The sequence below is a fragment of the Spirillospora sp. NPDC047279 genome (genome assembly GCF_040643285.1).
In the GTDB taxonomy this organism is placed as follows: domain Bacteria; phylum Actinomycetota; class Actinomycetes; order Streptosporangiales; family Streptosporangiaceae; genus Spirillospora.
Genome location: NZ_JBEYUA010000001.1, coordinates 493,145 through 508,584, shown reverse-complemented (window position 1 = coordinate 508,584; position 15,440 = coordinate 493,145). Strand labels below are relative to the sequence as shown.

Below are 15,440 nucleotides of genomic sequence, written 5' to 3'. Positions count from 1 at the left end.
CGGGCCGCCGGAGGGAGCCTGCGACGGGTCAGGTGCCGGAAGGCGGGCCGCCCGTCAGGCGCAGGTGTTCTTGGCGGGCTTGCCGGCGAAGCGGTCGGTCAGGAAGGTCATGACCTCACCGTTCTTGAGCAGCATCTCCAGGGCATGCTCGCCGATCCAGGAGCGCGTGGTCTGGACGGTGGCGCCCTTCGCGCACCAGTCCTTGACGAGCTTGTCGGCCTGGCCGACGGGGACGATCTCGTCGGTGTTGGCGTGGTAGTTGAAGATCGGCGTCGCGGGGGCGGCGGCGCCCATCGTGTTGAGCTTCAGCACGGCCTGGACGCGGGGCACCGACAGGGGGTCGGGCACCGTGCTGTACTGCGACAACTTCTTGAACGCGAACGCGGTGAGCAGCTCGGTCAGGCACTTGCCCTTGGCGTCCTTGAGGGCCTTGCGGCCTTCGTCGTTCATCAGGGGGTCGAGGTCCATCTCGGGGAACTCGCCGGCGAGGCTCGTGGCGGCGGCCGCCTCGAAGCCGGAGAAGATGCCGCCGTCGATGTACCGCGCGACGGCTTCGGGGTCGGCCGGGGTGCCGCCCATCGCGGCCCCCTTCAGCTCGATCTCCGGCGCGTAGGACCGCTGCGCCTGGGCGGCCCAGCCCGTGGCCTGGGCGCCGCCGGAGTAGCCGTTCAGCGCCCACGGGTTGTCCTTGCCGATGCCGGGCGCCGCGGTGAAGCTCTTCACGGCGCGGATGCCGTCGAGGACGGCGTGGGCGGTCTGCGGGCCGACCATGAACACCGAGTTGGGTCCTTCGTGGTCGGGCATGGCGACCGCCCAGCCCTTGTCGAGCATCTGGCCGGACAACACCGCGCCCATGCCGGCGATCGCGTTGCCCGACGTCAGGCCGTACGACGGGGCGCACTGCGTGCCGGTGGAGTCCTCGGGGGCCTGCACCGACACGATGGGCCGGGCGCCGGTGCCGGTCCAGGCCTTCTTCGGCACGATCAGGCTGGTGACGACGAGCTGCGGCGCCAGGTGCGAGTCGTTGCTGCGGTAGCTGATCTGCCAGACGTCGGACCTGGCGTCCAGATCACCGATCTTCGGGGTGATCTTCCGCGTGCCGACGATCTGGCCGGGCTGGTAGGTGCCGATGTTCGCGGGCGCGGCGTAGAACGGGTCCTGGTCGGGCGGTACGGACCCGGGCGGCGGGTCGGCGGCGTGCGACGGCGCGGCGAGCGCCGCCACCGCCAGGGCGGTCAGCGGCAGTGCCACGGCGAGGCGGCCGAACGCTCTCTTCAGGGCGAACGAGACAGGGCGCATCGGCGCTCCATGGGGTGAGAGGCTGAGACGACGATGTGAGAACTGTGACTCTGACGGCCGGTCAGGGACTAGCCGGTCGGCTATGCATTCCTGACCGCGACCCCGCATCTCGCTGACAATCCGCGCGCGGCCGGACCGGCCCGCGACCCGCCGCCCACGTCCCGCTCCCCATGTGCCGCCGCCCGTCTCCCGCCGCTCATGTCCCTCTGCCGAGGCACTTCACCGAGATTTCATCGCCGCGGCCTAGCGTGGCCGGATGTCGAATTCGCGGAAGGTCAGCCGCAGGACGGTGTTGAAGGCGAGCCTCGGCACGGCCGCGGCGGCCGGGGTCGCGGCGGCCGCCGGGTCCTCCGCCGGCGCCCTGGGCGGCGGGACGACGCGGCGCGCCGTGGCGGCGGGCGCCATCGATCCGCCGGTGTACAAGGTGGCCGACCTGACCGGGCCGGGGATCACCGACCGGTTCGGGATGCATTCGACGGACCTGGGGATCCCGGTCACCACACCCGGACGGGGGACGTTGTTCGTCTTCGGCGACACGTTCAGCGGTCCCCGGGCGGGGGAAGGCGACTGGCGTTCACCGACCGGGCTCTACTCCAGGACGACGGACCTGAACGGCGGCGTCAAATGGGAGAGCGCCGTCGGGGGCGGCTACGGCAGGCAGTTGTGGGGGTACCCGCACGACCCGGGCGTCGGCAACACGGTGCTGCCCACGGACGTCATCCGCATCGGCGACAGCCTGTTCCTCTTCGCGACGGCCTGCCAGCCGTTCCCGCGCGTGATCTTCAGCGAGATCTGGCGTTCCGACGACAGCGGGGAGAGCTGGCACCTGGTCACGCGCGGCATCCCGGCGGACCACCTCGGCGGCCGGTTCCAGATGGTGACCTGGGGGCTCGGGAACAACGGGACCGTGTACGTGTACTCGACCGGCTTCCGCGGGCCGGGCAACGCGCGGGGCATCATCCTGCAGCGCGTCCCGGCCGACCGCATCCACGACCTGGGCGCGTACGACGGCTGGGGCTGGGACGGCGGGCAGTGGCGGTGGGGCGTCGCGCCGACCCCGATCCTGGAGGGGAAGTTCGGCGAGATGTGCCTGCGCCCGATGGACGGCCAGTGGGTGGTGACGTTCCTGAACGAGGACAACCCGCTGATCGAGGCCATCGTGATGCCCACGCCGGACGCCGACATCGTGCACACCGACCGGCGGCGCACCCTCGTCGTCAACACGGCCTGGGGAACGGAGATCGCCAACCGGGTCGCGCAGCCGTACGGCGGCTACATCCTTCCCGGGTCGTCGTTGCGCGATTTCCATTTCGCGGTGAGCCAGTGGAAGACCGACGGTCCCGACAAGGGCTGGCCCTACCGGGTGATGCAGTTCAGGGCGCTGGGCCTCGACGTCCTCTGAGCCATCGGCCGGAAGGGCACCTGCCGAAGGCGCCTGCCGCCGGTTTCATCAGGATTTCAAGGGCGGTTCCTACCGTTCCGGCATGAGTCGAATTCGCAGGTGGACGAGTGCCGGGGCGGTGACGGCCGCGGGGTTGGCCACGGCGGCCGTCGCGATGGCGCAGCCGGCCTCGGCCGGGAACCTCTATCAGGAGCAGCTCGATCGGTATCGGGTCGCGACCGGGGCGCTCGGCGGCATGGTGGTGGTGCGGCACGGCGGCAAGGTGGCGGGACTCGGCAGCGGCAACGTCGAGAAGGGCACGGACACGCGGTTCCGCGTGGGGAGCCAGACCAAGATGCTGACGGCGGCGCTCGTGCTGCAACTGGCGGACGAGGGCAAGGTCGGGCTCGACGATCCGATCGGACGGCACCTGCCCGGCGTGGTGAAGGGCAAGGGGCTCGACCCGAACGCCATCACCGTGCGGCAGCTGTTGCAGCACCGGTCGGGCATCAAGGACAACCTCGGGTTCGTGAACGGGGACTACCTGCAGACGGCGCAACTGCTGCTCAACCCCTGGTGGCAGATCGTTCCGCCGACGCGGCAGCAGATGGTGAACGAGGGCACGAAGTACGGGAAGCAGGCGGAGCCCGGAGCGCGGGGCGTCTACTCCAACACCGGGTACACGGTGCTCGGGATGCTCGTGGAGAAGCTGACCGGCACCGACCTGACGACGGCGATGAAGACCCGGATCATCGACCGCGTGGGGATGCCGTCCACGTTCTATCCGCGGCCGGGGCAGAAGCAGATGCCCGAGCCGTTCGCGAGGGGCTACCTGTCGCTCAAGGGGGCGGCGTTCGCGGACGTGACGAACTTCGAGCCGGCGGTGTGGGGCGCGGCGGCGGGCCTGGTGTCGACGGGCCGGGACATGACGAAGTTCGTCAACGCCCTGGCGAGCGGTCAGGTGGTGTCGCCGAAGCGGCTGGCGGAGATGAGGCGCACGTCGCCGGTCATCAACGGGGTGGGCGACTACGGGCTCGGGCTGAAGGCGTTCCCGACGGCGTGCGGGACGGCGTGGGGGCACACCGGCTCGGTGGCCGGCTACTCGACGTACACGCTCGGCAAGGGGTCGAGGTCGATCTCGATCGGGATCAACAACACGCCGGTGATCTCCGACCCCAACGACGCGGCCCAGCGAATGATCGACCAGGCGTTGTGCGGCTGAGCCGCCCCTGAACTCCCGGCAGGACACCGAGAACACGACCACGACGACGGAAGCCCGGGCCCGCGCGGCCCGGGCTTCCGCGTGTGATCTGGCGCATGTGTACGGTGAAGGCCCTATCTTCTAACAAACATCGATGTATTTTTGTTTCGCGCACAACCGGCAGAGCAGCGCAGGCACGCACCTGACCTGGAGAGATCGTGGTCGAGTCGAGGCTTCGGATATCCGTCCTGGGACCGCTGCGGGCGTGGCGTGACGACGCTCAACTCGACCTGGGCCCGGTCCGGCAGCGGGCGCTGCTGGCGGCGCTGGCGTTGCGGCCCGGGACGACGGTGAGCCAGGCCGAGCTGCTCGACGGCGTCTGGGGCCTCGAACCGCCGGGCACGGGCGACAAGGTGGTGCCGGTCTACGTCTACCGGCTGCGCAAGTGCCTCCAGGACGGCGCGCCGGTGATCACGCGCGAGCGGGGCGGGTACCGGTTCGACGGCGCGCTGGTCGACACGGTCCGGCTGGACGAGCTCACGGCGAAGGCGGGCACGGCGGCGACGGCCGACGATCTGGAGACCGCGGTCGCGCTGCACGCGCGGGCGCTCGACCTCTTCCACGGCGAGCCGCTCGCCGGCCTGCCGGGCCCGTTCGCGGCGGCCGAACGTTTCCGCCTGGGCGAACGCCGCGTCGCGGTCCTCCAGGAGAAGCTGGAATGGCAGCTGCGCCTGGGCAGGTACGTGGAGACGGTCGGCGAGCTGTCCGCGCTGGCCCCGCTGCATCCGCACAGCGAGCCGCTCTGCGGGCTGCTGATGCGCGCGTTGTACGGGAGCGGGCGCCAGGCGGACGCGCTGGCCGCGTTCACCCGGACGCGCCGCAGGCTGGTGGACGACCTGGGCGTGGAGCCGGGCGAGGAGCTGCGGCACGTCCATCAGGCGGTGCTGGCGGGCGACGAGGCGCGGCTCGGCATCGTCCGGCGCGCGGCCGGAACGCAGGCGGCTGGAACGCAGGCGGCCGGAACGCAGGTGTCAGGAACGCAGCCGTCCGCCGCGACGGCCGGACCGCACCAGCCGCCCCCCGGACGGTCCGGGCCGTCCGGACGGTCCGGACTGTCCGGACGGCGGGACGAGCTTCCGGTCGAGGTCGGCGTCCTGGAAGGCCGGGAGCGGGAGCTCGCGCAGGTCACCGCCGTCACCCCCGGCGCGGTGGTCGCGGTGGACGGGGTCGCGGGGGCGGGCAAGACCGCGCTGGCGGTACGGGCGGCCCAGGTGCTTCGCGAGCGGTACGGCGACGGCTGCCTGTTCGTGGACCTGCACGGGCACACCGCCGGGCAGGGCGCGTTGCCGCCGCGGCGGGCCCTGCGGCGGCTGCTGCGGGCGGTCGGGGCGGCGGACGGCCGCGAGTGCGACGACCTCGACGAGCTGGCCGCGCTCTGGCGGGCCGCGACGGCGTCGCTGCGCGTCCTGCTGGTGCTGGACGACGCGGCCGGCGCCGAGCAGGTGCGCCCGCTGCTGCCGGGCGGGAACGGGAGCGCGGTGCTGGTGACCAGCCGCCGCCGGCTGACCGGCCTGGACGTGGACCACCGGGTGCCGGTCGGGCCGCTCGACATGGCGGCGGCGGAAGGCCTGCTGAGCCGGGTCGTCGGGGAGCAGCGGGCGGCGCGCGAACGGGGCGCGGTGCGGGCGCTGGCACGGTTGTGCGGCCGGTTGCCGCTCGCGCTGCGCATCGCGGGCGCGCGCATGCAGAACCGGCCGGCGTGGACGTTCGAGCACCTGGTGGCGCGCCTGGCCGACGACGAGCGCAGGATCGGCGAGCTGACGGCCGAGGACCGCAGCGTGGGCACGGCGTTCCACCTCTCGTACGAACGGCTCCCACCCGGGGAGCGGCGCGCCTTCCGCATGCTGGGCCGCTCGCGGACGGTGGAGCCGGACCGGCTGACGCTCGCGGCGATGCTGGCCTGCTCGCCGGAGGAGGCCGAGGAGCACCTCGAAAGCCTGGTGGACGCCAACCTCGTCCAGCAGCCCGCCGCGGGCAGGTACCGGCTGAACGAGCTGGTCGCGGCCTTCGCGCGGCGGCTGGCCGCCCGCGAGCCGGAGGAGACGGCGCCGGCGCCTGAAATAGCCGTTTCATCGGGATTTCAACGCCCCTGACTAGCTTCACTCCGGGAGTCCGGAAGATCGGCCTCGACGCGGCACCGACCGCGTCCGGGCGAACGATCCCGCCCCTCCTTCCCGCTCACTTCGCCTCCCCCAGGACGACAACTGTGAAACTCACCCGCCAGGTCCCCAGAACGATCGGCGAGCATCGCCGCAAGGTGGTCGCCGCGACGATCGCGGCCGTCACGGCCGCCACCGGCGTCGTCGTGGTCGTCCAGGCGCCGGGCCTGTCCGTCGACGCGGTCTCCACCGCCGGCGCCACCGGCTGCACGCCGGTGAAGCTGGTCGTCGCTCCCGGAACGTGGGAGACGACGCCGGGCGCCGACCCGTCCAACCCGCCCGGACCCCAGATGTTGCGCGCCGTCACCGACCGCCTGCAGGGGCAGTTCGGCTCGCGGATCTCCTCGTACTGGGTCCCGTACAACGCGACCGCGTTCGACCAGGGCGTGACGTACGCCGACTCCAAGCAGACCGGCCTGGACGCGACCCGCAAGGCGATGGCGGAAATCTCGAAGGAATGCCCCGGCACCCGGTTCGTCGGCCTCGGCTACAGCCAGGGCGCCGACGTCATCGGCGACGTCAGCGTCGGCATCGGGCAGGGACGCGGCCCGGTGCCCGCGTCCTCCTACATCGCGGGCGGCCTGGCGGCCGACCCGGGCAAGGGCACGCCGGGCGAGGTGAACCTCGGCAGGCAGGTGCCCAAGTCGCAGGGCATCACCGGCGGACGTGAGCAGGGGTACGGCGCGCTGTCGGGGAAGGTCGCCAACGTCTGCCTGACCGGTGACCTCTACTGCGCGCTCCCCCAGAACCACCGCCTGATGGCGGCGCTCGGCGCGGTCCTCGGCAAGGCCGGAGTGGCCAACCTGCAAGGTTCGGCCGAGGACGAGGTCTCCCGCCCCGCCGACCTCTCCAAGCCGCCGCGCAGGGCCGACATCAGCGCCCTCCCGGCCGGCGTCCAGAAGCTCGTCGAGCAGGCGCGCAGGAAGGACACGGCCGGCGCGCAGAAGAGCGCGGCCGACCTGGGCAAGGCGGTCCAGCCGCTGCAGAACCTCGTCCGCACCGTCGCCAACCCGCTCCTGGTCAACGCACTGCTCGCCACACCCCCCGGCTCGCAGACGCACATCGCGGGCCAGGCGCTCCAGCTGCTGTCGCGGATCGACTTCGTCGCGCTCCTCAACGACCTCCAGACGGCGGCGACCGCCGCGGCGAAGGGCGACGTCACCACGCTGATGCGCGTCGCCACCGGCGCGGCGTTCAAGCTCGGCCCCCTCGCGGGCCTGCCGGCCGACCAGCTCGCCAAGGCCAGCTGGGTCGTGCAGGGCCTGATGCCGGAGAACCTCCTGGCCCAGGCCAACAACATCGTCGGCGGCGTCACCCGGATCGACTACGCGGGCATCCAGAAGGCGGCCCGGCAGGTGCCGGTGCTGGCCAGGAAGGGCGACGTCGCCGGGCTCTACAAGGTCCTGACCGCGATCGAGGACCGGCTGATGCCGCTCGCCACGACCGCCGACAACGTCGACTTCAAGGCCATCGGCGCGCTGCTCGCGATGTGGCCGCCCGGCAGCCAGGAGCGGGCCGTCGGCCACGCGCTCGTCCTGCTCGACCGGGTCGACTGGGTTCGCATCGTCCGTGACCTGCGGATCCTCCAGGACAACCTGGCCAAGTTCGACCCGAAGAACCCGCCGAAGATCAACCCGGCCGACCCGGCGAAGTCGCTGACGAACATCTTCGGCGTCAACGTCCTCGGGCTGGTCCCGGTGGTCACCGACCTGGCCGAGCACGGCCTGGACGTGGCCGGCCTCCGCCTGCCGAACGGCACCCTCCGCCAGCTGCTGACCAGCGACCTCACGCCCAAGCAGGTCGTCAGGGAGGGCATCGCGGTGGCCACGTTCTACGGGTCCAACGTCCACACCGCCTACGGCTCCGCCCCGGTGGACGCCACCGGCCGTCCCGCCGTGGCCGTGCTCTCCGACTGGCTGGCCGAACGGATCCGGGCCGCCTGACCTCCCGGCCGGTCCCTCGGCGGCCCGTCCCTTGGCCGCATGTCCCCTCGAAGGCCCTCGGGGCCGGTGGAGTCCCCGCAACTCCACCGGCCCCGAGGCCTTTTCGTTCAAGGGATCCTGTTCAGGAGGCGAGCATGTCCAGGTAGTGCTGGTTGAACATGACGCCGAGCACGTTCCCGAACGGGTCGGTGACCGACGCGGTGACGAAGCCCGGGCCGTGCTCGGTGACGGGCTGGTATTCGGTGGCGCCCAGGGCGAGCAGCCTGGCGAAGGCCGCCTCGACGTCGTCGACGTGCCAGTGCATGACGCCGCCCGTCGGCCCGCCCTCGCCGGCGCCGGGCGGGCCGAAGCGGCGGTCGATGAAGCCGAGCTCGGCCAGGCGGTCGCCGGTGCGGAACTCGATGTAGGCCGGGCGCCCGTCGGGGCCGGACCGGTTGAAGTACGGCTCGATGCCGAGGAACTCCGCGTACCAGGAGGCGGCGGCCTCGACGTCGTCGACCCAGAAGTTGAGGGTGGAGAAGCCTCGCAACATTTCGATGTTCCTCTCGTTCGTGCTGATGAGAGGAACGTTACGGAGCCTTGAGGAACGTACGGTTCCTCAAGGCGGATCGGTCTCAGAGTTTCCGGCCGCCCGCGCGGCGCTAGTGGCGGACGAGGGAACGGCGGGCGACGGGGAAGTCGAAGTAGGTGTCGGGGAACAATTCCGGCTTGAACGTGTAGTGCCACCACTCCTCGGCGAGGTTGACGAAGCCGAGGTCTTCGAGGGTGCCCTTCAGCAGCAGCCGGTTGGCGCGCTGGCGCCCCTCGACGCGCGGGTCGAGGGTGTGCGACAGGGTGTCGAAGCAGTCGTACCCGGTGCCCATGTCGACGGAGTTGTCCGGGAAACGCACGTCCTGGGGCGCATAGCACGGCACCAGCCGCTCACCGGGCCGGTACGGGCGGGTGGGCCGGGCGGGCAGTTTCACGATGGTCAGGTCGACGGTGCTGCCGCGGCTGTGCCCCGACTTCTCGGCGATGTAGCCGTCGAGGAAGAGCCGGGACTTGTCGACCCGCGGGTAGAACTCCGGCTTCATCCGCTGGTCGTCCAGGTCCTTGGCCCACCGGACGAAGTGGTCGACGGCGCGCTGCGGCCGGTAGCAGTCGTACACCTTGAGCGTGTAGCCCTGGCGCAGCAGCCGCCGCTGGGCCGTGCGCAGGGCCTGCGCGGCCGGCCTCGTGAGGATGCAGATCGGCTCGCGGTAGCCGTCGATCGGGACGCCGACGAAGTTGTGCGGGGTGCGGTACCGCATCTCCTGGACGATCGTCGGGTCGACGTCGCGCAGCGCGACGAACTCCCTGGGCGCCTTCGGCTCGGGATGGGCGGCGGCCCGCGGGGCGGCGGCGCCGACGGCCCCCAGGGCCACGAGCGCCAGGACGGATGCGGTCAGAGCGCGGAGCTTCGGCATGGCTCCTGGATCTATCACGGCGTCGCTCAGCGCGACAGGCCCCTGACATTCCCGATCTTGAAACTTGATCTCCGGTCTGGTCTGCTGACGGCTTCGCGATCTTGATTTCGCGCTCTGGATCTTCGCGCTCGTGACTTGCGAGCTCGGCTTACCCCCCGGGAGCACCGATGAGCCGACCCCTGCCCGTTCCCCCGCTGCGCCGGCTGCTGTCCGGCGCGGCGCTGATCGCGGCGTTGAGCGCGCTGACCCTGCCGCTCGCACCCGCCGTGCGGGCGGCCGATCCGCCGGTGCGGGGCGTGGTCGAGGCCCAGCATCCGGCGGCGCGGGCGGCGGCGGGCGCCCGGCCGCTGACGGCCGAACGCGGCGGCGCGCACCGCACCGCGACGCCCACCACGGCCGGCGGCGCCGCGAAGGCCGCCACCACCGCCACGGCCGCCGTCGCGGCGGCCGACCCGACGTACGGGGACGACCAGCTGCTGACCTCGCAGACCGGCTGGTGGAGCCTGAACGGGGTGACCGCCGCCGAGATCACGTCCTACCTGGACGCCAAGGGCGCGCGGCCCACCGACATCGTGGCCGAGCCGAACGCGGCCGGCGGCACCCCGACGTTCACCGTGACCATGGTCGCCAACACCGGCGCGTACCGCACGGCGAGCTGGGCCTGGTACTACGGCCTGACCATGGACCAGGTGCACCAGCGCCTCCAGGAGTGGAACGCGCGGCCGGTGTCGGTGCACCGCTACTGGACCACGGCCGGATGGCGCTTCGTCGTCGCCATGGTCGACAACTCCGGCGCCCAGGCGCGGGCCTGGTGGTGGTGGGCGGGCGACCTGGCGTTCATCAAGTCCAAGGTCGCGGCCACCGGCGCGCGCATCCAGCGCATCCGCGGCTGGCAGGGCGACACCGGACCGCAGTACGACGTCCTGATGACGCCCGGCACCGTCGGCTGGTGGTACTGGATCGGCGGCACGGCGGCACAGATCAACGACCTCGCCAGGACCAACGCCGCACGCCCCATCGACGTCGACCGCAACGCCGACGGCACGTTCAACGCCGTGCTGGTCGCCGACTCCGGCGGCCGGACGCCCGGCTGGTGGTACGGGTTCAGCCACGCCGAGCTCACCGGCAAGGCGCAGCGCACCGGCGGGCGGCTCCTCACCGCGCAGCGTTACGACGACGCGGGCACGTACCGCTTCCTCGGCGCCATCAACCGCAACGTCAACAGCGCCGACCTGCCCGGCGAGGTCGTCCGCACCACGCTCGCGCAGACCGTGGCGGCACGGGGCAGCGGCGGGGTGGCCGAGTTCCGCGATGCCACCAAGGGCACGGTCACCGCGACCGCGGGCACCTCCCCCGGCGCGACCGCGCGCTTCCGGACCGCGAGCGTCTCCAAGACGTTCGTCGCCGCCGAACTGCTCAAGCAGGTCGCGGCCGGCAGGGTCAAGCTGGACGCCACCGTCGCCACCTACCTGCCGGGCGCGGTGAACGGCGGCGACAAGGTCACGATCCGGATGTTGCTGCACCACACCAGCGGCCTCTACAACTTCACGAACGACCTGCCCGACTTCGCGTCCACGATGACGAAGGCGTGGACGCCGGCCGAGCTGCTGGCCATCGTCAACCGGCACGAGCCCGCCTTCGCGCCCGGCGCCAGGTACGGCTACTCCAACACCAACTTCCTGCTCACCGCGATGGTGATCGAGAAGGTCACCGGGCTGTCGTACGGCGAGGCCATCCGGCGAGACATCATCACGCCCCTCGGGCTGACCGGAACGTCCGTGCCGACCACCACGACGATGCCGTCCCCGGCCCTGCGCGGTTTCTGGACGAACCCGTCCACCGGCTCGCTCATCGAGACCACCGGGCAGAACCCCACCCGCTGGTTCGGCGCCGGGCAGCTGGTGTCCACGGCGGCCGACGAGAACACCTTCTTCCGGGCGTTGTTGCAGGGCAAGGTGCTCGCGACGGCCCAGCTGAACGAGCTGAAGGGCGGTCTCGTCCACGTCGGCGGCACGAAGTACGCGGGCAAGGGCGTCTTCCGTACGACGTTGTCGTGCGGGGTGAACGTGTGGTGGCACGACGGGCGCATCCCCGGCTACCGCAGCTTCTCGGCGCACACCGAGAACGGCAGCCGCAGCATGACCTGGTCGTACTCGGAACGCGACTACACCTACAACCCGCTGGACGACGAGCTGTTCAACACGGTCTTCTGCTACATCTGACGGCCACCGCCGACGGCCACCGCCGACGGCCACCGCGGAAGGCCACCGCGCCCTCCGCCGGAACGAAGAGACGGCGGAGGGCGCACGCCCCTCCCGAAGGGGACGAGCCCCTTCCGCGGCGCCCTCCGCCTCTTCGAGCTTCCGCGACCGGGGGCATCGCGGAGCTCTGGCCTATGGATACGAGCGGCGGGGCGGCGTGGCAAGCCGATCAGTTCGCCCTGGGGACAACGAATTCGCCTCGCGGACAACTGGACGACGACCTACCAGAGCGGACAATCTACGGATAACGGGTTACGAGACTTCGCCAGGAGGTGGTGGGCATGCCGGCGCGGACGACTCCGCCCATGACTCACCGGGAGTTCTCGACAGCCGATGTCGATGTGGCCCACGAGTACCTGAGGTCCGCCTACGCCGAACATTCCCCGCGGTTGTCGGGCGACCGCGAGGCGTTCCGGTTCAGGGCCAGCTCCACCCGCGAGGAACGGTTCGGCGTGGAGTTCGTCGCCCACTCGATGGAGCTGCGAACCGTGGTCGAGCCGCTCGGCGACCTGCTGGTCCCGCACGTGCTCAACGGGCGGCTCACCCTGGCCGACCGCGACGACGAGGTCCAGGCCGACACGGGCGAAGAGATCCTGATGTCCCCGGACACCCGGCTGGCCGTGCGCTGGCGCGGCCGGGAGCTGGGCCTGCTGCGCCTCGACACCGCGGCGGTCGCGTGGTTCGCCGGCGACGGCGTCGACGGGGTCAGGCTGCGGTTCCCGCTGGCGCGGCCGGTGACGCCCGCGCGGGCGCGGTACTGGCGGTCCGTCGTCCGGCATGTGACCAGGGAGTTCCTCACCGACCAGGGCGCCCAGTCCAGCCCGCTCATCCGTGGCGAGATCTTCCGCCTGCTCGCGGCCACGCTGCTGGAGACGTTCCCCGTCGTCCGGGACGAGGCGCCGGTCCGCGGCATGGTCGAACCCGTCGCGATCCGCCGCGCCATCGCGTTCATCGACGAGCACGCCCACGACGACATCGGCGTCGCCGAGGTCGCCGAGGCGGCCCGGGTCGGCCCGCGCGCCCTGCAGGCCGCGTTCCACCGGCACGTCGGCGTCACCCCGACCACGTTCCTGCGCCAGGTCAGGCTCGACCGCGCCCACCTGGACCTGCGGATGGCCGACCCGGCCAAGGGCGACACGGTCGCGGCCATCGCCAACACCTGGGGCTTCACCCACCACGGCCGGTTCGCCGCGGCCTACCGGCAGCGCTACGGCCGCTCCCCCCGAGACACCCTCTTCGCCTGAACGTCCCCCGGCGCTGTTCCTGAACGTTCAGCCGCGCCTGTCGCCGGACGTTCCGCCGCGCCGCCCGGGAGCCGCGCCGCCCGGGAGCCGCGCCGCCCGGAAAATGACGTGCGCCCGTTCCGCCCTGCCCTCGATACTCGTGGCCGAGTACGACCGGTCGTCGCCCACCCACGCATCGAGAAAGGAACACCTCATGGCCACCACGACTCGTCTGGATCTGGCCAAGGTCCGCAACATCGGCATCATGGCCCACATCGACGCGGGCAAGACGACGACCACCGAGCGCATCCTCTTCTACACCGGCGTCTCGTACAAGATCGGCGAAGTCCACGACGGCACCACGACGATGGACTACACCGCGCAGGAACGAGAACGCGGCATCACGATCACGTCCGCCGCGACCACCTGCCACTGGACGCTCGGCGGCGCCGAGCACACCGTCACCATCATCGACACCCCGGGACACGTCGACTTCACCATCGAGGTCGAACGGTGCCTGCGGGTGCTCGACGGCGCCGTGACGGTGTTCGACGGCGTGGCCGGGGTCGAGCCCCAGTCCGAGACGGTCTGGCGGCAGGCCGACCGTTACGGCGTGCCGCGGATCTGCTTCGTCAACAAGCTCGACCGCACGGGCGCCGACCTCCTGCGCTGCGTCGGCATGATCGTCGACCGGCTGGGCGCGGTGCCGCTGGTGGTGCAGCTGCCGATCGGGTCCGAGGACGCCTTCACGGGGGTCGTCGACCTGGTCGGGATGCGCGCGTACGTGTGGTCCGCCGACGCCGAGCCGGGCGAGGCCTACGACGTCGTCGCCATCCCCGCCGCGTACGCGGAGCTCGCCGCCGAGTGGCGCGGCCGGCTGCTGGAGACGGTGGCGGAGCACGACGACGAGGTCATGCGGCTGTACGCGGAGGGCCGGGAGCCGTCGGAGGAGCGGCTGCACGCCGCGATCCGCCGCCTGACCATCGCGTCCGGGCTGTCGGCGGGCACGCCGGGCGGCACCACGATCACGCCGGTGTTGTGCGGCACCGCGTTCAAGAACAAGGGCGTCCAGCCCCTGCTCGACGCGGTCGTGCGCTATCTGCCGTCCCCGCTCGACGTCGGCGCCGTCAGCGGCGAGACGGCCGCCGGGGCGACCGGCGGGGCGCCGGACGTGGTGCGCGGGCCGTCCGACGACGAGCCGCTCGCCGCACTGGCGTTCAAGATCATGACCGATCCGCACCTGGGCAAGCTCACGTTCGTCCGGATCTACTCCGGCCGGCTGGAGTCGGGCGCCGCGGTGCTCAACTCCGTGAAGGGCAGGAAGGAACGCATCGGCAAGATCTACCGGATGCACGCGGCCAAACGGCTCGAGCTCGACTCGGCCGGCGCGGGCGACATCGTCGTGGTCATGGGGCTCAAGCAGACCACCACGGGTGAGACGTTGTGCGACGACCGGCGTCCGGTCGTCCTGGAGTCCATGGACTTCCCGGCGCCGGTGATCGAGGTCGCCATCGAGGCGAAGTCGCAGTCGGACGAGGAACGCCTCCGGCTGGCGATCCAGCGGCTCGCCGAGGAGGACCCCTCGTTCCAGGTGCACACCGACAAGGAGAGCGGCCAGACCGTCATCGGCGGCATGGGCGAACTCCATCTGTCGATCCTGGTCGACCGCATGGCGCGCGAGTTCCGGGTGGCGGCCGACGTCGGGCGTCCCCGGGTCGCCTACCGCGAGACCATCCGCCGGGCGGTCGCGCGGGTCGACTACACGCACAAGAAGCAGACGGGAGGCAAGGGGCAGTTCGCCAAGGTGCAGATCTCGATCGAGCCGATCGAGGCGGGCTACGAGTTCGTCAACGAGGTCACCGGCGGCCGGATCCCGAAGGAGTTCATCCCTTCGGTCGACGCCGGCTGCCAGGACGCCATGCAGGCCGGCGTGCTGGCGGGCCACGAGATGACGGGCGTGCGCGTCACGCTCCTCGACGGGGGCTTCCATGAGAAGGACTCGTCGGAGCTCGCCTTCCGGCTGGCCGGCTTCCACGTGTTCCGGGAGGCGGCCGGACGGGCCGGCCCGGTCCTGCTGGAGCCGGTGATGGCGGTCGAGGTCACCACGCCGGACGACTACCTGGGCGAGGTCATCGGCGACCTCAACGCGCGCCGCGGCCAGGTGCGGTCCATGGACGAACGGTCCGGGGCCCGCGTCGTCCAGGGCGTGGTGCCGCTGGCGGAGATGTTCGGCTACGTCGGCGACCTGCGCAGCCAGACCTCGGGCCGAGGGAGTTACTCGATGCACTTCGACTCCTACGCCGAGGTCCCGCGAGCCCAGGCCGAAGTGATCATCGCCAGGGCCTGAGCCCAGGCGTCTCGCCGCCGCCCGCCCCTGAGGCGGGCGGCGGCGGGACACCGCGCCGTGCGATCGCCGAGCCGTCAGCCGTCCAGCCGCCGGGCGGTCAGGCGTGCGATCACCGGGTGGC

10 protein-coding genes are annotated in these 15,440 nt (G+C 71.8%); 7 read left to right on the top strand and 3 right to left on the bottom strand.

What is annotated here, in order from left to right; all coding sequences use genetic code 11:
* Positions 1–54: 54 nt before the first annotated feature.
* On the bottom strand, positions 55–1,299 hold the full coding sequence (locus tag ABZ810_RS02480) for a lipase family protein (RefSeq protein ID WP_358398197.1): 1,245 nt from the start codon (positions 1,297–1,299) through the stop codon (positions 55–57).
* 256 nt (positions 1,300–1,555) lie between these two features.
* Here ABZ810_RS02480 and ABZ810_RS02475 point away from each other — a divergent pair, with 256 nt between their 5' ends.
* From ABZ810_RS02475 to ABZ810_RS02460, 4 genes are all read left to right on the top strand, one after another.
* Complete coding sequence (locus ABZ810_RS02475) at positions 1,556–2,701, top strand: DUF4185 domain-containing protein (protein ID WP_358398194.1); 1,146 nt, start codon at positions 1,556–1,558, stop codon at positions 2,699–2,701.
* Positions 2,702–2,783: 82 nt separating this feature from the next.
* Positions 2,784–3,902, top strand: a complete 1,119-nt coding sequence (locus ABZ810_RS02470) for a serine hydrolase domain-containing protein (protein WP_358398191.1) — start codon at positions 2,784–2,786, stop codon at positions 3,900–3,902.
* 197 nt (positions 3,903–4,099) lie between these two features.
* Positions 4,100–6,034, top strand: a complete 1,935-nt coding sequence (locus tag ABZ810_RS02465; protein WP_358398190.1) for an AfsR/SARP family transcriptional regulator — start codon at positions 4,100–4,102, stop codon at positions 6,032–6,034.
* A gap of 113 nt (positions 6,035–6,147) precedes the next feature.
* Positions 6,148–8,043: a cutinase family protein gene (locus tag ABZ810_RS02460; RefSeq protein ID WP_358398188.1), complete on the top strand. Its 1,896-nt coding sequence runs from the start codon at positions 6,148–6,150 to the stop codon at positions 8,041–8,043.
* Between the two features lie 121 nt (positions 8,044–8,164).
* Here the strand turns inward: ABZ810_RS02460 and ABZ810_RS02455 are convergent, their stop codons facing one another.
* Complete coding sequence (locus tag ABZ810_RS02455; RefSeq protein ID WP_358398185.1) at positions 8,165–8,575, bottom strand: VOC family protein; 411 nt, start codon at positions 8,573–8,575, stop codon at positions 8,165–8,167.
* A 109-nt stretch (positions 8,576–8,684) separates the two neighbouring features.
* Positions 8,685–9,488 carry a M15 family metallopeptidase gene (locus tag ABZ810_RS02450; RefSeq protein WP_358398182.1) on the bottom strand — a complete coding sequence of 268 codons (804 nt, stop codon included), beginning with the start codon at positions 9,486–9,488 and terminating at the stop codon, positions 8,685–8,687.
* Positions 9,489–9,655: 167 nt separating this feature from the next.
* Here ABZ810_RS02450 and ABZ810_RS02445 point away from each other — a divergent pair, with 167 nt between their 5' ends.
* The 3 genes from ABZ810_RS02445 to fusA all read left to right on the top strand — a co-directional run bounded on the left by ABZ810_RS02445 (position 9,656) and on the right by fusA (position 15,319).
* A complete protein-coding gene (locus tag ABZ810_RS02445; protein ID WP_358398180.1) occupies positions 9,656–11,710 on the top strand; it encodes a serine hydrolase domain-containing protein in 2,055 nt (684 codons plus the stop codon).
* Between the two features lie 344 nt (positions 11,711–12,054).
* Positions 12,055–12,993, top strand: coding sequence for an AraC family transcriptional regulator (locus tag ABZ810_RS02440; RefSeq protein WP_358398177.1), 939 nt, complete (start codon positions 12,055–12,057; stop codon positions 12,991–12,993).
* 193 nt (positions 12,994–13,186) lie between these two features.
* Positions 13,187–15,319 carry an elongation factor G gene (gene fusA, locus ABZ810_RS02435; RefSeq protein WP_358398175.1) on the top strand — a complete coding sequence of 711 codons (2,133 nt, stop codon included), beginning with the start codon at positions 13,187–13,189 and terminating at the stop codon, positions 15,317–15,319.
* The last annotated feature ends 121 nt before the right edge of the window (positions 15,320–15,440 follow it).